Below are 19,648 nucleotides of genomic sequence, written 5' to 3' on the forward strand. Positions count from 1 at the left end.
GATCCGGCCGATTGTGCGTGCGTGCTGCCCGATCCGGTCCCGACCTGCGGGACGGTTCCGGTTCCCGAGGAGGTGCCGGAATTGTCGGAGGAAACGCCGCCGCCGTTCGTCGTGGCGGTATCGCTGCTGGTACCGGTGCTGCTGCTCGTCGTGCTGTCGCTGCTGCTCGTACCGGTGGTCGCGCTCGCGGTGTGGGTGTCGGTGTAGGCCAGTGCCGCCGCGCCGATGGTTCCGGCGACGCCGAGCGCCGCCAGCACGCGCGTCGCGGTGCGACCGGCCCGGCGGCCGGGATCCGATGACGCCATGGTCTTCCTCTTCGCTCGTGCGAGCGCATGGTCCGGCTCGCGTGTCATCGAGCATCCGGGGCGCGGCTGGGAACACCGTGAGAATTCATCCGGTGCCGGCTGTGTGAGCTGATCTCGGGCAAATCGGGTCGCGGCGAACCCTCCACCGCAACCATTTCCGGCGACCTGGGACAATAGGTGCGTCGAATCGGGACGATTCGTCCGGCAGGGACTGACCGCCCCGGTGACTGGGGGAGGCAAACGGAAGTGTTGCGTTTGCGCACCGGTAACCCTGACGTGAGACAACGGGTTGCGCGCTCTCGGCGCCGATCCGGAAAGGTGGACAGTACGTGACGCTCCAGTGGGACGTTTCGCGGCCTCAGGTACCGAGCCCGCAAAATTCCTCGCCTCTGTTGCGATCCGCGCACGCCGCGCCGCCACGCACCCTGGTCGACGTCCTCGCCGCGACCGCCGAGCAGCACCCCGACGCGCCCGCCCTCGACGACGGCTCCGATGTGCTGTCCTACGCCGAACTGCTCGCCGAGGTCGACGACACCGCCGACCGGTTGCGCGCGGCCGGGGTGCGGCGGGGCGACCGAGTCGGGATCCGCATCCCATCGGGCACCGCCGAGCTGTACGTGACCATCCTCGCGGTGCTGTACGCCGGGGCCGCCTATGTACCCGTCGACGCCGACGATCCGGACGAGCGCGCCCAGCTCGTCTTCGGCGAGGCACGCGTCAGCGCGATCGTGACGGCCACCGGAATCGCCGCGACGGGTCACGCGAACGGTGCCGAATCCGCCCCGGATACCGCGCCCGAGCCCGGTGACGACGCCTGGATCATCTTCACCTCCGGTTCCACCGGGACGCCGAAGGGGGTGGCGGTCACCCACCGCAACGCCGCCGCCTTCGTCGATGCCGAGGCCCGGATGTTCTTGCAGGACAAGCCGATCGGGCCCGGCGATCGAGTGCTGGCCGGACTGTCGGTCGCCTTCGACGCCTCCTGCGAGGAGATGTGGCTGGCCTGGCGGCACGGTGCGTGTCTGGTGCCCGCGCCTCGCGCGCTGGTGCGCAGCGGGATGGATCTGGGGCCGTGGCTGGTGCGCCGGGAGATCAGCGTCGTGTCCACGGTCCCGACGCTGGCCGCGATGTGGCCCGCCGAGGCGCTGGATGCGGTGCGGCTGTTGATCTTCGGCGGTGAAGCCGTTCCGCCCGAGCTGGCCGAGCGGCTCGCGGGCGGCGGCGAGCGGGAGGTGTGGAACACCTACGGCCCCACCGAGGCCACGGTGGTGGCCTGCGCGGCGCTGCTGACCGGGCAGGGTCCCGTGCGGATCGGGCTGCCGCTGGACGGCTGGGATCTGGCCGTGGTCGACCCGGTCTCGGGAAAGCCGGTGGCCGAAGGGGATTCCGGGGAACTGGTGATCGGCGGCGTCGGCTTGGCGCGCTATCTCGACGCGGCCAAGGACGCCGAGAAGTACGCGCCCATGCCGGCGCTCGGCTGGCAACGTGCTTATCGCAGCGGCGATCTGGTCCGCTTCGACGGCACCGGGCTGATCTTCCTGGGCCGCGCCGACGATCAGGTCAAGATCGGCGGCCGCCGGATCGAACTCGGCGAGATCGATACCGCGTTGCAGCATCTGTCCGGGGTCGGCGCTGCGGCGTGCGCGGTGCGAACCACCAAGGCGGGCAACCGGATTCTGGTCGGGTACCTGGCCAGTGCCGACCCTGATTTCGACGTGCACGCCGCTCGCGCGCACCTGGCCGATCAGCTGCCCGCACCCCTGGTGCCGCGTCTGGCGGTACTGGACGAGTTGCCGACCCGGACCTCCGGCAAGGTGGACCGCGACGCCCTGCCCTGGCCGCTACCCGGCGCCGGCGCGGACTCCGAATCCGCGAGCGAACTCGAAGGCACCGCGCAATGGCTTGCGGGACTGTGGAATTCGATTCTCGGCGCGGAGGCAAACGACCCGCAGGCCGATTTCTTCGACCTCGGCGGTGGCTCGCTTTCGGCGGCGCAGTTGGTGACCGCGCTGCGCGAGCGGTTTCCCGAGGTGACCGTCGCGGACCTCTACGACCACCCGCGACTCGGCGCGCTGGCGGAACGGCTCGACGCCGCGGCGCCCGCGGCGACGGTGCAGCCGCGCCTGGTGCGACCCACACCGCGCTGGGCGCAGTGGACCCAGGTGCTCACGCTGGCGCCGCTGACGACGCTGACCGGATTGCAATGGCTGACCTGGCTGGGCATCGTCACGAATATCGCCAGCTGGTCCGGTTCGCTGCCGTGGCTGCCGGTGTTGTCGTGGTGGTGGCTGCTGCTGGGATTCGTGCTGTTCATCACTCCGTTGGGCCGCATGTCGATCTGCGTGGCCGGGGCCAGGGCGCTGTTGTGGGGTGTGCGGCCCGGCAGTTATCCGCGTGGCGGCGCGGTCCATCTGCGACTGTGGGCCGCGGTGCGCTTGTCCGAGGCCAGCGGCGCGGAGAATCTGTCCGGCGCGCCGTGGATGGTGCCGTTCGCGCGGGCGCTGGGTGCGAAGGTTGGCAAGGGCGTGGACCTGCACACGCTGCCGCCGGTCACCGGCATGCTCGAACTCGGCAACGGGTGCAGCGTCGAACCCGAGGTCGATCTGTCCGGGCATTGGATCGATGGCGATGTGGTGCATATCGGCGCTATCCGGATCGGCGCGGGTGCGGTGATCGGCTCGCGCTCGACGCTGCTGCCCGGCGCGGTGGTCGGCAAGAACGCCGTCGTGGCGCCGGGGTCCGCGGTCTTCGGAAAGGTGAAGGCGGCCCAGGAGTGGGCGGGTTCGCCCGCGGTGAAGGTCGGCAAGGCCGAACATCCCTGGCCGCCGCGCACTCCCGCGCGGGCCGCGCACTGGGTGATCGTCTTCGGCCTGACCTCGATGGCGCTGGCCGCGATGCCGGTGCTGGGCCTCGCGGCCGGCGGTGTGCTGCTGGCCTGGTGGATCCGCGACGATCGCACGGGCGCGGCCGCTCTCGGACACGCCTATGCGATGCTGCCGGTCGCCACGGTGCTGAGTCTGGCGGTCTTCGCCGCGGCGACCGTGGTCGCGGTGCGGCTGCTGAGCATCGGCCTGCACGAGGGCTACTACCCGGTCCGCAGCCGGGTCGGCTGGCAGGTGTGGACCACCGAACGCCTGATGGACTCCGCGCGCACGTTCCTGTTCCCGCTGTACGCGAGCCTGCTGACGCCGGTGTGGCTGCGCCTGCTGGGCGCGGATATCGGCAAGGGCGTGGAGGCCTCGACGGTGCTGTTGCTGCCCAAGTTCACCACCGTGGCGGACGGCGCGTTCCTGGCGGACGACACCATGATCGCCAGTTACGAGCTGGGCGGCGGCTGGATGCGCATCGGCGAGGCGAAGGTGGGCAAGCGAGCCTTCCTGGGCAACTCCGGTATGACCGCACCAGGACGGCGGGTGCCGAAGAACGGTCTGGTCGCGGTCCTGTCGGCCGCGCCGGAGAAGGCCAAGGCGGGCTCGTCGTGGCTGGGCAGCCCGCCGGTTCGGTTGCGGCGCACCGCCGGTGACTCCGATACCGCGCGTACCTTCGATCCGCCCGCGCGGCTGCGAGTGGCGCGCGGCATCGTCGAGACCTGCCGGTTGCTCCCGGTGATGGTGACCTTCGGCATCGGCCTGGGTGTGCTGTTCACTCTGGCCTGGGCCGCCGCGACCGTCGGATACTGGTTCGCCGCACTGGTTTCCGGTGTCGTCCTGCTGCTTGCCGGGGTATTCGCCGGCGCCTGCGCGGTCACGGCGAAATGGCTGCTGGTCGGCCGGATCGAGCAGGTGGAGCATCCGCTGTGGAGTTCGTTCGTCTGGCGCAACGAGGTGTCGGACGCCTTCGTGGAAACCGTTGCCGCGCCGTGGTTCGCCCGCGCGGCCACCGGCACCGCGGTGATGAACATCTGGCTGCGCGGTCTGGGCGCGAAGATCGGGCGCGGTGTGTGGTGCGAATCCTATTGGCTCCCCGAGGCGGATCTGGTGACGCTCGGCGACGGCGCGACCGTGGAACGCGGATGTGTGGTGCAGACACACCTGTTTCATGATCGGATCATGGCCATGGATTCGGTGACACTCGAGGCGGGGGCGACGCTGGGCCCGCACTGCGTGGCGCTGCCCGCGGCGCGGATCGGCGCCGGTGCGACGGTCGGCCCGGCGTCGTTGGTGATGCGCGGTGATACGGTCCCCGATTCGACTCGGTGGCAGGGCAATCCGATCGCGCCGTGGCCGGATCGGCAGGTGCGCCGTTGATGGTGGACAAGTTCTACGCACCGCCCATCGACGAATATCTCCCGCAGAACGGTAATCGCGGTTACCGGGTCTCCCGGTACGAACTGGATCTGGTCTACAAGGTGGCCGGCAACCGGCTCTCGGGCCGTGCGACGATCACCGCCGTGACGACCGCGGTACAGCCGCGATTCGCGCTGGACCTGTCGCAATCCCTCGGCGTGACAAAGGTTTTCGTGAACGGAGCCAAGGCCGCCAAGTACACCCACCAGCGCGGCAAACTCACCGTCACCCCCGCGCACAAGGTGCCCTCCGGCGGCGCCCTGGTCATCACGGTCCAATACGGCGGCACGCCCGCGCCGGTGCGCGGACCGTGGGGTGAGGTCGGCTGGGAGGAGCTGACCGAAGGGGCGCTGGTTGCCAGTCAGCCCAACGGGGCCGCCTCCTGGTTCCCGTGCGATGACCACCCCAGTTCCAAAGCCAGCTACCGGATTTCGATCACCACCGACTCGCCCTACTACGCGGTCGCCAACGGCGCGCTGGTGCGCAAGCAGACCAAGGCCAGCCGGACCACCTGGGTGTACGACCAGCCCGAGCCGATGGCGAGTTATCTGGCGACGATCCAGATCGGGCCGTATCGCAGGTACCGGGTCGGTTCGACGCACGACGACGTGCCGATGCAGGCCCTGCTGCCCGCGCGCCTGCGGGCGAACTTCGATCACGACTTCGCCCGGCAGCCGCGGATGATGGCCGAGTTCACCGAGCGTTTCGGACCGTATCCGTTCGGGTCGTACACGGTCGTGGTCACCGACGACGACCTCGAGATCCCGATCGAGGCGCAGGGGATGTCGATCTTCGGCGCGAACCACTGCGACGGGCGGCGCGGGGCCGAACGCCTGGTCGCGCACGAGTTGGCGCACCAGTGGTTCGGCAACAGCCTCACCGTGGGACAGTGGCGCGACATCTGGCTGCACGAGGGGTTCGCCTGTTACGCCGAGTGGATCTGGTCCGAGGCCAGCGGCGGCCCGAGCGCCGACGAGCTCGCCCGCGCGGCACGGCACCACCTCGCCCGATCCGCGCAGGACATCGTGGTCGGCGATCCGGGACCGCGGCTGATGTTCGACGACCGCGTCTACAAGCGCGGCGCGCTGACCCTGCACGCCCTGCGGCTGTCGCTCGGCGATCCCGGATTCCTCGGGCTGTTGCGGGAGTGGACCGCGCGCTACCGGCATTCGACGGTCAGCACCGAGGAGTTCGCCGATCTGGCCGGGCGCTACAGCACCACGTCGCTGCGGCCGCTGTGGAACCGGTGGCTGTACGACACCGCGCTGCCGGAGCTGCCCGCGCCCGGCGCGGCGAGGTAGCGCGCGAGCGGGCGTCGTCGCGGGTGCGCGCGGGCTCAGTGGTCGGGGACGTTGCGGGCCAGCTCGTCCAGCCATGCGGTCGCGGCGGCGTCGCTGGGCGCGCGCCAGTCACCGCGCGGGGACAGTGATCCGCCCGACCCGACCTTCGGCGCGTTGGGCAGCGTCGAGCGTTTGAACTGGCTGGTCTGCACGAAGCGCCGCAGGAATTCCGCGAGCCAGTGTTTGATCGCGGCCAGATCGTATTCGTGCCGGTCCGCCTCGGGGATCAGATCCGGCCACGCACCGCGGGTGCGGTCGGACCAGGCGTGCCGGGCCAGATAGGCGATGCGGCTGGGCAGATAGCCGAATCGCAGCAGGTAGTACAGGTGGAAGTCCTGCAGTTCGTACGGCCCGACCACCGCCTCCGAACTCTGGCCGGGCTGGTCCTGTGCTGCCGGATCATCTTGTGCCGCAACGGGAACCAGTTCCGGGGAGATCTCGGTCCGCAGGATCGAGCGCAACACCTCGTCCGCGTCCGGGCCGAGTTCGCCGGTCCGTACCGCCCAGGCGATCAGGTATTTGATCAGGGTTTTGGGCACCGAGGCGTTCACGCTGTAGTGCGCCATGTGATCTCCGACGCCGAAGGTGCACCAGCCCAGCGCCAGTTCACTGAGATCGCCGGTGCCGACGACGATCGCGCCGTTCTGATTGGCGAGGCGGAACAGGTGCGAGGTGCGTTCTCCGGCCTGGACGTTCTCGTAGGTGACGTCGTACTGCGGAACCCCTTGGGCCGCAGGGTGTTCCAGATCCCGCAGCATCTGGGTGGCCGAGGGCCGGATGTCGATCTCGTGTGCCGAGACGCCCAGCGCCCGCATCAGCCGGTGCGCGTCGGTGCGGGTGCGCGAACCGGTGGCGAAGCCGGGCATGGTGTACGCCAGCACATTCGAGCGCGGCAGGCCCAGCCGATCCATCGTCTTCACCGCGACGATCAGCGCCAGCGTCGAATCCAGCCCGCCGGAAACCCCGATCACCACGCGCTGTGATCCGGTCGCGGCCAGCCGGGTGCTCAGGCCGGCCACCTGGATGTGATGCACCTCCGCGCAGCGTTCGTCGCGGACCGCGGAATCGGCCGGAACGTAAGGAAATCGCGGTATGTTCCGGCGCAACGTGAGCGCGTGGCCCGGCACCGGCAGATCGACCTCGATACGCCGCATATCCGCGAGCCGTTCGCGGTGATCGTGCACGTTGTCGGCGAAACTGGTCATGCGCAGCCGGTCCGCGGCCAGCCGGCGCAGATCCAGATCGGCGGTGACCAGCTGCGGGGTTTCGGTGAAACGCTCACCCTCGGCGAGCAATTCGCCGTTCTCGCACACCAGCGCCTGACCGTCCCAGGCCAGGTCGGTGGTGGACTCGCCGAATCCGGCGGCCGAATACAGATAGGCCGCGATATACCGAGCGGAGTGCGAGGCGCACAGCTGCCTGCGATAGTCGGCCTTGCCGACGACGATATTGCTCGCCGACAGATTCACCAGTACGGTGGCTCCGGCCAGGGCGGCGAAACCGCTGGGCGGCAAGGGAACCCAGCCGTCCTCGCAGATCTCCAGGTGGAAGACCAGACCCGGGACGTTCGTCGCGGCGAACAACAGATCCGCCCCGAACGGAACGCGCTGTCCCGCCACGGTGATGTGCTCGTCGAGCGCCTCGCGCGCCGCGGCGAACTGCCGCTTCTCGTAGAACTCGCGATAATTGGGCAGGTAACTCTTGGGCGCCACCCCGAGAATCCGGCCGCGATCGATCACGATCCCGCAGTTGAACAGCCGCCCCTGCGCCCGCACCGGCGCACCCACCAGGAGCATCGTCTCGATTCCGGTGCTCTCCTCGACGATTCGCCGCAGCGCCTGTTCGACGGCGTGATCGAGTGCGTCGGAATGGAACAGATCGTCGGCGGTGTAGGTGGACAGCCCCAATTCGGGAAATACCGTCAACACGACGCCGTCCGCGGCGGCGCGCCGCGCCAGCGCCAGGGTCTGCTCGGCGTTGTAGGCCGGATCGGCGACCCGCACTCGCGGCACCGCCACGGCCACCCGCGCGAACCCGTGCCGATACAGCGAATCGAACGGCAACTCCATTTCACCAACCCCTTACCCGCGGTGCGGTGATCATGATCTCCTTGGAATCTACGGCATCCGCACCGCCTCGCGACCGCTACCGCGGGCTGTAGCTGCTACATCCGGCCCCGCACCGGTGTCGGGCCGGCGCCTACGGCCCGAAGCCGTTGCCAGGACCGGCGTTTGCGCCAGACACTCCCGCGTCGATCGCCGTCAGCACCGCCGCATCGGCCGGCTGCCCGCCGCCGAACGAAACCACGGCGACGACGGCCGGCGCCCCGCCGCGTCACCCAGCTGACCGGGGCCGGTCCGCAGCAATGGGTCCGCCATCAACACCTGCTGTAGGCGCGGCATCTGCTGGAATGCACCCACCTGCCGGTCCAAACCGTGTCCCCGCGAACGGGTTTCGGCTCACCCGCGCTGCTTCGCCGGCACTTCACCAGCCAGTTCGCCACCACGCCGGCGCCTACGGCCGCGCATGCCACGATGAGCGCAACAGTGACCGGATACCCGCAGGCAGCGATGTCCGAGACCTCGGTGCGCGAGGTTCGTCGGCGAGCACGCGCGACGGCGAAGCGTTATTCGCGCGAGGTTTGTTCCCGCAGGCGCGCGAGGGTTTTCGCGAGAATCCGGGAGACGTGCATCTGCGAGATGCCCATCCGCTGGGCGATCTGCGTCTGCGTCATCGATTCGAAGAAACGCATGGTCAGGATGCGACGCTCGCGTTCGGGGAGGCCGGCCAGCAGCGGGCGGATCGCCACATACTCCTCGACCCGGTCGAATTGCGATTCCTCCTCGCCGAGGGTGTCCAGCAGCGAGGCCTCGGTGTCGCGGCCCACCGACACCGCGTCGATCGAACTGGGCTGGTAGGCGTTGCCGGCGATGACCGCCTGGGTCACCTCGTCCGGATCGATGTCGAGTTCGGCGGCGATCTCCTTGGCGGTGGGGGAGCGGCCCAGCGACTGCGACAGCGCGTCGATCGCCGCGCCGATGCGCAGGTGAGTTTCCTTCACCCGGCGGGGAACTCGCATCGCCCAGGTGTTGTCGCGGAAATAGCGCCGCACCTCGCCCATGATCGTGGGCACCGCGAAGGACAGGAAGTTCGAGCCGCGCGAGATGTCGAACCGGTCCACCGCGTGCACCAGGCCGACCCGGGCGACCTGGGTGAGATCGTCGAAAGGCTCACCGCGACCGCTGAATTTGCGCGCGATGTGATCGGCCAGCGGGATGCACCGGCTGATCAGCTGGCTGCGCAGCTCCGCACGCCGGTCGCTGCCCTCCTCGGCAGCGGCCAGACGCTCGAAAAGGATTGCGACATCGTCGTATCCGGAGACGGACTGGGTGACCTCCTCGACCTCGTCGGCGGCCACCTCCTCCTCGGACGTGGTCTCCTCGGGTTCCTGGGCTCCACGGCCGTCGGTGACGGCCGGATCCTCGGGAGCTCGCCGGTCGCGAGAGTCCACGGCGTCGCCGGATCCGTACACGGTGTCCTCGTCCGCCACTATGCCTTCCCCCGGACCCGCCGGAATTCCACGATCGTCGGGTAGCCGGAAGCGGTCTGGTCGAAGGGATCCTGGGTGGCCTGCACCTCATCGGTGAGGGTGCGCAACACGTGCCAGCCGAAGCTGCGCTCATCGGGCAGGCCCTGCGCGGCGGCGACACCGCGCACCCGCACCAGCAGATCGGTATCGCCGACCGAGAATCGGCATTGCAGCGTGGTGCCTGGAGCCGCGAGACCGATCAGCGTCGAGCACACCTCGTCGACCGCGAGCCGGACATCGGCCACCTCGTCCAGAGTGAAATCGCTGAGGAGAACCAGGGTTTCGGCGAGCCCGCGAACAATCGGGAGTTGCGACACGGCCGCGGCCACGCCGATCTCCACCGGGGTGCCGCGCAGTCCCTGTTCCGCCGAAATATTGATCACAAGGTGAAGGCTACCCACACAACCCGGCCGCAATCGAATCCGTGCCCGAATTGCGGCACTCGTCCGCGAGGTCGAAGGCGTTGCGGCCACGCGCGCCCGGAACGGCAGGGGGCGCGACGGCTCGGCCCCGGCGCGCGAGGACGGGCCGCTACACTTCGCGCTGTGCCCGCCTCCGATACTTCCAGCACCGAAACCGCCGCCCGCACCGCCACGGATTTCCGCCGCCCGGCCCCGATGATCGCGCCCTCGATCCTGTCCGCCGATTTCGCCAATCTCGCCCGGGACACCGCTGAGGTCGCGGGCGCGGACTGGGTGCACGTCGATGTGATGGACAACCATTTCGTGCCGAATCTGACTCTCGGCCTGCCCGTGGTGCAGAGCCTGCTGAAGGCGACCGACCTGCCGCTGGACTGCCATCTGATGATCACCGATCCGGGCCGGTGGGCGCCGCCCTACGCGGAGGCCGGTGCGTACAACGTCACCTTCCACGCCGAGGCGACCGATGATCCGGTCGCGGTGGCGCGCGATATCCGCGCGGCGGGCGGAAAGGCCGGGCTCGCGGTGAAGCCGAACACCCCGATCGAGCCGTACCTGGAGATCCTGCGCAATTTCGACACGCTGCTGGTGATGAGCGTCGAGCCGGGTTTCGGCGGGCAGTCGTTCATCGCGCACGTGCTGGACAAGGCGCGCGCCGTGCGTCGGCTGGTGGACGCCGGCGAGCTGCGCCTGATCGTCGAGATCGACGGCGGCATCAATATGGACACCATCGAGCAGTCCGCCGAGGCGGGCGTGGATTGTTTCGTCGCCGGATCCGCGGTCTACGGCACGACCGATCGCGCGGCGACGGTGGAAGCCTTGCGCCGCAAGGCGATCCAGGCGGCGCGCTAGCCGGCCGGCTCGGTCACCGCTGCCGGGCGTGCGGCCGGGCCGACCCGCCGGATGCGGCGCGGGCGGCCTCGATCACGGTGTCCAGCGGCGGTACCGCATCCGCCTCGCCCGGCGGCTCGACCCAGACCCGGTAGCCGGTGCGCTCGTCGTCGGCCGAGGGCAGCACCACCGGGCTGCCCGCGCAGGCCACGGTCGTGTAGAGCCGGAACAACTCGGCCGCGACCGCGGTGCTCGGGCTGCCCGGACCGGTGATGAACGTCCATCGGTGCGCGCGCGGGTGGTGGACGATCGGTCCGGTCACGCCCGCCCGATTCAGTTGCTGCCGAACGCGTTCGCCGAGGTCCTCGGGCATGGTGATGGCGCCGTAGCGCGCGCCGACCTCGAGCAGGATGTGGTGCGACGCCGGATCGACCGATGCCGGCAGATGAGATTCACGGCGATATCGCACGCACCGATTTTCGAGTGTCGTATCGAGAAGCATTGTCACGCCGCACCCCCGTCTGTGTAGTCGTTCAACCTTGATCCGGCCCGTGCGGGCCTCAACCTTCCTCCGTCGAAACGCGGGAATGAACCATGGGAACCAACTGCATAACAATGCTGCTTCCGATCGGTCCGAAACGCAAGCGCGAGGTGTGAGCGCGTTACGAACTGGGTAATTGAGCCGTCCGAGTGGTGTGTAGGACCGGAATATCGATCCGTTGATCGTGGAAATCGCCGAAATCGATTACTGCCGGTTCAATTCAACGCGTAATCCGTGAATTGTTTTCCAGTTTTCCCGAGAATTCCGCAGATCGATTCGGTGAACACGGGAAGATGCGGTCGTGGCGTCGGGTTTTGCCCGATTCGCCCGGTTGGCGCTCCCGAGCCCGCCGAGCGGGACGGCCCGGTATCGCGGCCGGACCGGCCTGGTTAGGCTGGGACCACCCGGTCCGGCAGGGAATATCGCCCGCGGTCCGGGCTGTTGCCGAAGGCGAGTACCGGGTGAGAAGGAGAGCGGGCATGTTCACAGGCATCGTCGAGGAACTCGGCGAAATCGTGGCGGTCGAGTCGCTGGCCGATGCGGCGCGGCTGACCATTCGCGGCAAGCTGGTCACCTCCGACGCCCGGCACGGCGACTCGATCGCCGTGAACGGCGTATGCCTGACCGTGGTCGACCTCGTCGACGGCGACAGCTTCACCACCGACGTGATGGGCGAGACGCTCAACCGGTCGAGCATCGGCAAACTCGACCTCGGCGCGAAGGTGAATCTCGAGCGCGCCGCCGCGGTCGACAGCCGCCTCGGCGGGCACATCGTGCAGGGCCACGTCGACGGCACCGGCACCATCGTCTCGCGCAGCCCGCAGGAGAACTGGGAGGTCGTGCGCGTCGCGGTGCCCGATGCGCTGGCCCGCTACATCGTGGAGAAGGGCTCGATCACCATCGACGGCATCTCGCTGACGGTGTCGGGTCTCGGTGTGGACGCCGAAGGTGAACCTGGTCACCTCGACTGGCTCGAGGTCTCGCTCATCCCGACCACCCGCGAGCTCACCACGCTGGGGTCCGCCCCGGTAGGGGCGACGGTCAACCTCGAGGTGGACATCATCGCGAAGTATGTGGAGCGCCTCATGCAGCGCGGATAGTTCGGGTGGCGAACAACCCAGCCGGGCGACGCCGTACTGTAATTGGCATCCATATCGAGACGGAGCACAGCAGACGTGACCAGGTTCGACACCATCGAGCGCGCAGTCGCCGATATCGCCGCCGGTAAAGCGGTCGTCGTCGTCGACGACGAGGGCCGGGAGAACGAGGGCGACCTCATCTTCGCCGCGGAGAAGGCCACCCCCGAACTGGTGGCCTTCATGATCCGCTACACCTCCGGTTACATCTGTGTGCCGCTGACCGGAACCGACTGCGACCGTCTCGGCCTGCCGCCGATGTACTCGATCAACCAGGACAAGCACGGCACCGCCTACACCGTCTCGGTGGACGCGCGCGAGGGCGTCACCACGGGTATCTCCGGCGCGGACCGCGCGCGGACCATGCGCCTGCTCGCCGATCCGTCGGCCACGGCAGACCAGTTCAACCGTCCCGGGCACGTGGTTCCGTTGCGCGCCAAGGAAGGTGGGGTGCTGCGCCGCCCCGGGCACACCGAGGCCGCGGTGGATCTGGCCCGCCTGGCCGGGCTGGCCCCGGCGGGTGTCATCTGCGAGATCGTCAGCCAGAAGAACGAGGGCGATATGGCCCGCACCGAGGAGTTGCGGGTCTTCGCCGACGAACACGAGCTGGCGTTGATCTCCATCGCCGACATGATCGCCTGGCGGCGCAAGCACGAGAAGCAGGTGGAGCGGATCGCCGAGGCGCGGATCCCCACTCGCTACGGCAGTTTCAAGGCCGTGGGCTACAAGAGCATCTACGACGACGTCGAGCACGTGGCGCTGGTGCTCGGTGACGTCGCGGTGGACGGCGGCGAGGACGTGCTGGTGCGAGTGCATTCGGAATGCCTCACCGGCGACGTGTTCGGATCGCTGCGCTGCGACTGCGGCCCGCAGCTGCACGCGGCCATGGAGATGGTCTCCGCCGAGGGCCGCGGCGTGGTGCTCTACATGCGCGGGCACGAGGGCCGCGGCATCGGGCTGATGCACAAATTGCAGGCCTACCAGCTGCAGGACAACGGCCACGACACCGTCGACGCGAATATCGAGCTGGGCCTGCCCGCCGACGCCCGGGACTACGGCACCGGCGCGCAGATCCTGGTCGATCTCGGCATCACCTCGATGCGCCTGCTGACCAACAATCCGGCCAAGCGCGTCGGCTTGGACGGGTACGGGCTGAGCATCACCGAGCGGGTGCCGATGCCGGTGCGCGCCAACGCCGAGAATCTGCGGTACCTGCGCACCAAGCGCGACCGCATGGGCCACGATCTGGTCGGGCTCGACGACCTGGACCTGGGCGAGACCGCGCAGTAGAACCGCCGTGCCCGTGTTGTGCGGCTACAGGAAGGATTGCTTGGAATGAGCGGTACCGGTGTACCGGCCTTCGACCTCGACGATGCCAAGGATCTGACGGTGGGCATCGTCGCGTCGCGGTGGCACAGCACGATCTGCGACACGCTGCTCGCCAACGCCGAGCGGGTGGCCCGGGCGGCGGGTGTGGACCAGGTGACCGTGGTGCGCTGCGCCGGGGCGATGGAACTGCCGGTGGTCGCGCAGGCGCTGGCCCGCACGCACGACGCGGTGATCGCGCTGGGCGTCGTGATCCGCGGCGAGACACCGCATTTCGAGTACGTCTGCGATGCGGTGACCGCCGGGCTGACCCGCGTCTCGCTGGACGAGAGCACCCCGGTCACCAACGGCGTGCTCACCGTGAACACCGAGGCGCAGGCCCTGGACCGGGCCGGGCTGCCCGAGTCGGCCGAGAACAAGGGTGAGCAGGCCGCCGCGGCGGCCCTGGATGCGGCGCTGACGTTGCGGGCGCTGCGGCAGGCAGCCGGCGTGCCCGCCTCGGGCCCGGAGGCGGCAGCGGAGCGTAACCACGTACGGCCCGCGGGCACGCTCCAGGAACGCTGAAGTCATGACGCCGGTGGTCCGAATCTGGAAACGCACTCCGCAGGCATCGGCCGAAAACGCCGATGCGGGTTGGGATCTGGAGGTGCGACCGCGGCGCGCGGTGCGGACCTCCCGGATCGTGGCCGCGGTGATCGCCATCGTGTTCGTCCTCGCCGGGGTGCTGTCCAACCACAGCCACACCGGGGTGAACTTCCGCGGTGCGGACCAGGCGGCGGTGATCGTGTTCGGACTGCTGCTGGCCGCGGCGGTACTCCTGCTGACCCGGCCGCGGGTGCGGGTCGGCGCGCGAGGTGTGGTCGTGCGTAACATTCTGGGAGACAACGAATTCGCCTGGAAGGACATCCTCGGGGTGTCGATTCCGGACAAGAAGGCTTGGGCTCGACTGGAATTGGTGGGCGACGAGTACGTGCCCATGCTGGCGATCCGGGTCAACGACAAGGACTACGCCGCGCGCGCTCTGGACCGCTTCCGCGAGCTGGGCGCGAAATATACCGCGGCCCAAGAGAGCTGAGTTCGACGGTAGCTGCCCGGGACGCCGTAGCGCCGGGTTCGGACTCGTACGATTCGCCAGGTGAAGCCGATGTGTCACGGCTCGCACGGTCGGCCACACGCCGGCGGACGATGCCGCGACCGGGTTGTAATGCCGCACAACCATATTGGGGGCGCGAGGCTGTCAACAGCGCCGGGGCGGACTGGTCGGCGGCGTCGCATGCACCGCGCGGCATCGCCGCGGCACCACCGCCGCGATGCCGCACATTATCCGTCGGACCCTCGTCCCACGCCGAAGGCGGAGCGATGCGGCATCACGATCTCGGATGTGTTGCCGCGGGCGTCCGGGCTCGTGTATGCGCCAGGCGCGCTGGCCGTGTGCGGGCAGCCGCTCAGTTGGCATCTCCCTCGACCGCGCCCTCGCGGCGCGGGTCGGCCCCGCCGATCCAGCCGTCGGGCGTGCGCTTCAGGGCGCTGAGCCCACTGGATTGCTGCACCACGGAGACCTGGTGGCCCATCGCGCGCAACTGCTGCACCAGCGGGTTGTGGTCCCCGTTGCCGGTGGCGTCGATATCCGGGTCCTCTCCGCCGATACCGGTGACCGGGGTGTTGGACGCCCCGAAATCGGCCAGCGACACCGCCTGCTGCGGGTCCAGCCCCCAATCGAGCAGTCCGACAAGGGTTTTCACGACGAACTGGGGAATCATGCCGCCTCCCGGCGAACCCGCGACATAGCTGAGCTGTCCGCGGGACCCGTCGGGATTGCGGTCGAACACCAGCGTGGGGCTCATCGAACTGCGCGGGCGCTTACCGGGTTGGACGCGGTTGGCGACCGGCGTGCCGTCCGCGGCGGTGGGCGTCGCGCTGAAATCGGTGAGCTGATTGTTCAGCACGAACCCGTCGACGATGTGGAACGAGCCGAACGCCGATTCGACGGTGGTGGTCATCGTGGCGGCATTGCCGTACCGGTCCACCACCGAGATGTGGCTCGTGCCGTGTTCGGGCTGCTGCGGCCCGGCCGCCACCGGCACCGGGCCGAAGTCGCCGGGCTGTGCGGTGCCCATGCTGTGTGCCGGATCGATCAGTGCCGCACGCTGTTTCAGGTAGTTCTCGTTCAGCAACGTGGCGGGCGAGTTGCCCGGGAGCGGGACGAAATCGGGATCGGCGACGTATTTGTCGCGGTCGGCGTACGCGAGACGTTCGGCCTCGGAGATCAGGTGCACCGCGCGGGCGGTGGGAATTCCGCCGTTGCGATCGAGGTGCTGTGGCGCGAGGGAGGCCAGGTCGAAGTTCTGCAGGATGCCCAGGGCGGAGGCCACGGTGATGCCGCCGGAGGATGGACCGGGCATACCGCACAGCTCGTGCGTGCGGTAGTTCGTGCAGATCGCGGTGCGTTTCTTCGCCTGGTAGTCGCTCAGATCCGCCAGGGTGAGCTGTCCGGGAGTGCGTCCGGCCGAGGTGGTCGCGGTGGCCGCCACGATGTCCTGGGCGATCGCGCCGGTGTAGAAGGCGTTCGCGCCGGAGGCGGCGATCGCGCCCAGTGTCTTGGCCATCGCGGGGTTGGTGATCGTGGTGCCGGCCGGTTTCGGCGAGCCGTCGGGCCGCAGGAAATACGCCTTGGCATTGTCGTCGCGGGCGAGATCCGAAGCGGAGGCGGCGATTTCGGCGGCCATCCGCGGACTGATCGCGAATCCCCGATCGGCCAGATCGATGGCCGGAGTGAACAGCTCGCGCCACGGCTGCTTGCCGTGGTCGGCGTGCGCTCGCTCGAGCAGGCGCAGTACACCGGGCACGCCGATGGACCGGCCGCTGGCGCGGGCGTTCGGCTGGGGCGTGGTCCGGTCGGCATCGCTCACCCAGCGCAGGTAGTTCTCCGTCGCGGCGGCGGGCGCGGTCTCGCGGCCGTCGTAGGCGTCGATGGACTTGGTCGCGGCATCGTAGTAGAGCAGGAACGCCCCGCCGCCGATGCCGGTGGCCTGCGGTTCCACCAGACCCAGCACCGTCTGCACCGCCACCAGAGCGTCGGCGGCGGTCCCGCCGGCGGCGAGCACGCGGCACGCCGCCTGGGTGGCGATGGGGTTGGCGGCCGAGACGGCGAAGGTATGGGTGCGCACCGGTGTCATATCGGTGCGGTATCCGGTGCCGACCTCCGGATTGTTGGCGATATCGCCGGCCGCGGTCGGGGCGGCCGCGACGACGTGGGTGCCGTTCTGCGTATCTGCGCAGGGGCCGCTCGCGCTGCTGGACTGATCCGAGCAACCTGTCAGCAGACCTGCCAGGAGCAGCAGGGTGGCCGCGGTTGCGCTGGTGAGGTACCGGGTGCGCGTCATGATCGGACTGTATCGAGAATCGGCGTCGCGGTGCTGCCAGAGCCGGGAAGCCGATTGCGTTGGCGTTCGGCTACTTTTGGACGGACGTGATTCAGCGCCGACACCACTGTCATCGAGCGGTAGCTGCGCCCGGCGGAGGTCGATATGCGTGACCTGGCTATCGACCGGGTAACCTCTGCCTTCGACCAACGACCGCGAAGGACCGAACAGTCATATGACCGAGGTACGGAGCAAGGATTTCCTCGGCGCGGAGGACAGCGGCTATCACAAGAGCCTCAAACCGCGTCAATTGCAGATGATCGCCATCGGCGGGGCGATCGGCACCGGGTTGTTCCTGGGTGCCGGTGGCCGCCTCGCCAGCGCCGGGCCGGGCCTGTTCCTGGTCTACGGCGTGTGCGGCATCTTCGTCTTCTTCATTCTGCGAGCCCTCGGGGAGCTGGTGCTGCACCGGCCCTCGTCCGGATCGTTCGTCTCCTACGCACGGGAGTTCTTCGGTGAGAAGGCGGCGTTCGTCGCGGGCTGGATGTACTTCCTGAACTGGTCGATGACCGGCATCGTGGACACCACCGCGATCGCGACGTACCTGCACTACTGGGGTGTGTTCCAGCCGGTCGCCCAGTGGGTCCTCGCGCTGATCGCGCTGGTGATCGTGTTGAGCATCAATCTGATCTCGGTGAAGTGGTTCGGTGAACTCGAGTTCTGGGCGGCGCTGGTCAAGGTCGTCGCGCTGGTGGCGTTCCTCGGCGTCGGCGTGGTGTTCCTGGGCGGCCGTTTCACGATCCAGGGGCACAGCACCGGTCTCGGGGTGATCGGTCACACCGGGGGTCTGTTCCCGACCGGTCTGCTGCCGCTCGTCACCGTCACTTCGGGTGTCGTATTCGCCTATGCCGCAGTGGAACTGGTCGGTACCGCCGCGGGCGAGACGGCGGATCCGGTGAAGATCATGCCGCGCGCGATCAACTCGGTGCTGCTGCGGATCGCGCTGTTCTACATCGGCTCGCTGGTGCTGCTGGCACTGCTGCTGCCCTACACCGCCTACACCAAGGACGAGAGCCCGTTCGTCACCTTCTTCTCCAAACTCGGTGTGCCGCATGCCGGTTCGGTGATGAACTTCGTGGTGCTGACCGCCGCGTTCTCCAGCCTGAACGCCGGGCTGTACTCCACCGGCCGCATCCTGCGCTCGATGTCCATGAACGGCAGCGCGCCGACCTTCACCAGCCGGATGAACCGCCGCGGCGTGCCGTACGGCGGCATCATGCTCACCGCGGTGGTGGCGTTGCTGGGTATCTGGCTCAACTACCTGGTTCCCTCGCAGGCGTTCGAAATCGTGCTGAACGTGGCGTCCCTGGGCATTCTCGCCTCGTGGGCGACGATCGTGCTGTGCCAGTTGCAGCTGTGGCGCTGGTCGCGGGCCGGACGAGTGGAACGCCCGGCGTTCCGGATGTTCGGCGCACCCTACTCCGGGATTCTGACGCTGCTGTTCCTGGCGGCCGTGCTGGTGCTGACGGCCTTCGACTATCCGGTCGGCACCTGGACCGTGGCCAGTTTGGTGATCATCGTCCCGGCGCTGGTGATCGGCTGGTTCGCCGCGCGCAAGCGGGTGCTGGCCATCGCGCATCAACGCGAGGGGTACACCGGGGAATTCCCGGTCGTCGCCAACATTCCGGTCGACGGCGAGGAGCCCTCCTAGGCCGGGACGGTGTGGTCGGTGCGGACCTGCCAGCGGCCGTCGGTGCGGGTCAGCCGGATCGGATGGTCGAAGCAGCGGCTGATGTTCTCGCTGGTCAGAACGTCATCGACGGGGCCCGCGGCGACCCGGCGGCCGCCGCGCAGCAGCATCGCGTGCGTGATGCCGGGCGGCAGCTCCTCGAGATGGTGGGTGACCAGGATCGAGGCCAGTTCCGGATGGGCGGTCCGCAGGCGGTCGATCCGATCGATGAGCTGTTCGCGCCCGGCCACGTCGAGGCCGGTGGCGGGTTCGTCCAGCAGCAGCAGGCTCGGGTCGGCCATGAGGGCGCGCGCGATCAGCGCGCGACCGCGCTCGCCCTGGGACAGCGTGGGCCAGCGCGCGTCGCGGCGATGCGCGACGCCGAGCAGTTCGATGAGCCGGTCCGCCTCGGCGATCTGCTCGGCGCTCGGCGTCCAGCGCTGTTGCAGATCGGCGGTGTTGGTCAGGCCCGTCAGCACGACCTCCCACACCCGCAGCGGATAGGGCAGGGTGTGTCGCGGATCGACATGCCCGATCGAGGTGCGCAGCTCGCGCATGTCCACCCGGCCCAGGCGCTTGCCCAGCACCTCGACCGTGCCGCGGGTGGGATGTTCGAAGGCCCCGGCCATCTTCAGCAGGGTGGTCTTGCCCGCGCCGTTGGGCCCCAGCAGCGCCCAGTGCTCACCCGCGCGCACGGTGAGCGAGATGTCGGACAGGATCGCGTTGCCGTTGCGCACGAAGTCGACGGCGCCGACCTGCAGGATGGGGGACTCGGCCATCCGTT

Annotated in this window: 15 protein-coding genes; 9 read left to right on the forward strand and 6 right to left on the reverse strand. The window is 68.9% G+C overall.

Going from position 1 to position 19,648, the window contains the following annotated elements:
* The first annotated feature begins 21 nt into the window (after positions 1–21).
* From AC5WS7_RS02960 to AC5WS7_RS02970, 3 genes are all read left to right on the forward strand, one after another.
* Positions 22–207 (forward strand): hypothetical protein, encoded by a 186-nt coding sequence (locus tag AC5WS7_RS02960; RefSeq protein WP_495952763.1) that lies wholly within the window; start codon positions 22–24, stop codon positions 205–207.
* Between the two features lie 487 nt (positions 208–694).
* The gene (locus AC5WS7_RS02965; protein WP_495953724.1) at positions 695–4,552 is read left to right on the forward strand and encodes a Pls/PosA family non-ribosomal peptide synthetase; all 3,858 of its coding nucleotides are present in this window, start codon (positions 695–697) and stop codon (positions 4,550–4,552) included.
* Positions 4,552–5,892 carry a M1 family metallopeptidase gene (locus AC5WS7_RS02970; protein ID WP_495953725.1) on the forward strand — a complete coding sequence of 447 codons (1,341 nt, stop codon included), beginning with the start codon at positions 4,552–4,554 and terminating at the stop codon, positions 5,890–5,892. The genes AC5WS7_RS02965 and AC5WS7_RS02970 overlap by 1 nt, the downstream gene beginning before the upstream one ends.
* A 35-nt stretch (positions 5,893–5,927) precedes the next feature.
* On the opposite strand, the gene AC5WS7_RS02975 is transcribed toward AC5WS7_RS02970, so the two are convergent.
* From AC5WS7_RS02975 to AC5WS7_RS02985, 3 genes are all read right to left on the reverse strand, one after another.
* Positions 5,928–8,000 carry an NAD(+) synthase gene (locus tag AC5WS7_RS02975; protein ID WP_495952764.1) on the reverse strand — a complete coding sequence of 691 codons (2,073 nt, stop codon included), beginning with the start codon at positions 7,998–8,000 and terminating at the stop codon, positions 5,928–5,930.
* Positions 8,001–8,557: 557 nt separating this feature from the next.
* Positions 8,558–9,481 (reverse strand): SigB/SigF/SigG family RNA polymerase sigma factor, encoded by a 924-nt coding sequence (locus tag AC5WS7_RS02980; protein ID WP_495952765.1) that lies wholly within the window; start codon positions 9,479–9,481, stop codon positions 8,558–8,560.
* Positions 9,481–9,903, reverse strand: coding sequence for an ATP-binding protein (locus tag AC5WS7_RS02985; RefSeq protein WP_495952766.1), 423 nt, complete (start codon positions 9,901–9,903; stop codon positions 9,481–9,483). Before AC5WS7_RS02985 ends, AC5WS7_RS02980 begins: the two co-directional genes overlap by 1 nt.
* Positions 9,904–10,137: 234 nt before the next feature.
* Here AC5WS7_RS02985 and rpe point away from each other — a divergent pair, with 234 nt between their 5' ends.
* Positions 10,138–10,791, forward strand: coding sequence for a ribulose-phosphate 3-epimerase (gene rpe, locus AC5WS7_RS02990; protein WP_495953726.1), 654 nt, complete (start codon positions 10,138–10,140; stop codon positions 10,789–10,791).
* Between the two features lie 13 nt (positions 10,792–10,804).
* Here the strand turns inward: rpe and AC5WS7_RS02995 are convergent, their stop codons facing one another.
* Positions 10,805–11,239: a hypothetical protein gene (locus tag AC5WS7_RS02995; protein WP_495952767.1), complete on the reverse strand. Its 435-nt coding sequence runs from the start codon at positions 11,237–11,239 to the stop codon at positions 10,805–10,807.
* Between the two features lie 551 nt (positions 11,240–11,790).
* On the opposite strand from AC5WS7_RS02995, the gene AC5WS7_RS03000 reads away from it, so the two are divergent.
* From AC5WS7_RS03000 to AC5WS7_RS03015, 4 genes are all read left to right on the forward strand, one after another.
* Entirely contained in the window at positions 11,791–12,411 is a 621-nt protein-coding gene (locus AC5WS7_RS03000) for a riboflavin synthase (protein ID WP_495952768.1), read from the forward strand.
* Positions 12,412–12,486: 75 nt separating this feature from the next.
* Positions 12,487–13,737 carry a bifunctional 3,4-dihydroxy-2-butanone-4-phosphate synthase/GTP cyclohydrolase II gene (locus tag AC5WS7_RS03005; protein WP_495952769.1) on the forward strand — a complete coding sequence of 417 codons (1,251 nt, stop codon included), beginning with the start codon at positions 12,487–12,489 and terminating at the stop codon, positions 13,735–13,737.
* Positions 13,738–13,782: 45 nt separating this feature from the next.
* Positions 13,783–14,337 (forward strand): 6,7-dimethyl-8-ribityllumazine synthase, encoded by a 555-nt coding sequence (gene ribH, locus AC5WS7_RS03010; RefSeq protein WP_495952770.1) that lies wholly within the window; start codon positions 13,783–13,785, stop codon positions 14,335–14,337.
* Between the two features lie 4 nt (positions 14,338–14,341).
* On the forward strand, positions 14,342–14,848 hold the full coding sequence (locus tag AC5WS7_RS03015; protein ID WP_495952771.1) for a PH domain-containing protein: 507 nt from the start codon (positions 14,342–14,344) through the stop codon (positions 14,846–14,848).
* 370 nt (positions 14,849–15,218) lie between these two features.
* Here AC5WS7_RS03015 and ggt read toward each other — a convergent pair whose 3' ends face one another.
* Positions 15,219–17,156 (reverse strand): gamma-glutamyltransferase, encoded by a 1,938-nt coding sequence (ggt, locus tag AC5WS7_RS03020; protein WP_495952772.1) that lies wholly within the window; start codon positions 17,154–17,156, stop codon positions 15,219–15,221.
* A gap of 214 nt (positions 17,157–17,370) precedes the next feature.
* Between ggt and AC5WS7_RS03025 the strand changes: the two genes are divergently transcribed.
* Complete coding sequence (locus AC5WS7_RS03025; protein WP_495952773.1) at positions 17,371–18,846, forward strand: amino acid permease; 1,476 nt, start codon at positions 17,371–17,373, stop codon at positions 18,844–18,846.
* Here the strand turns inward: AC5WS7_RS03025 and AC5WS7_RS03030 are convergent.
* Positions 18,843–19,643 (reverse strand): ABC transporter ATP-binding protein, encoded by an 801-nt coding sequence (locus AC5WS7_RS03030; protein WP_495952774.1) that lies wholly within the window; start codon positions 19,641–19,643, stop codon positions 18,843–18,845. The genes AC5WS7_RS03025 and AC5WS7_RS03030 overlap by 4 nt on opposite strands.
* Positions 19,644–19,648: the final 5 nt, after the last annotated feature.

This window comes from Nocardia sp. PLKS1-43, assembly GCF_059510335.1.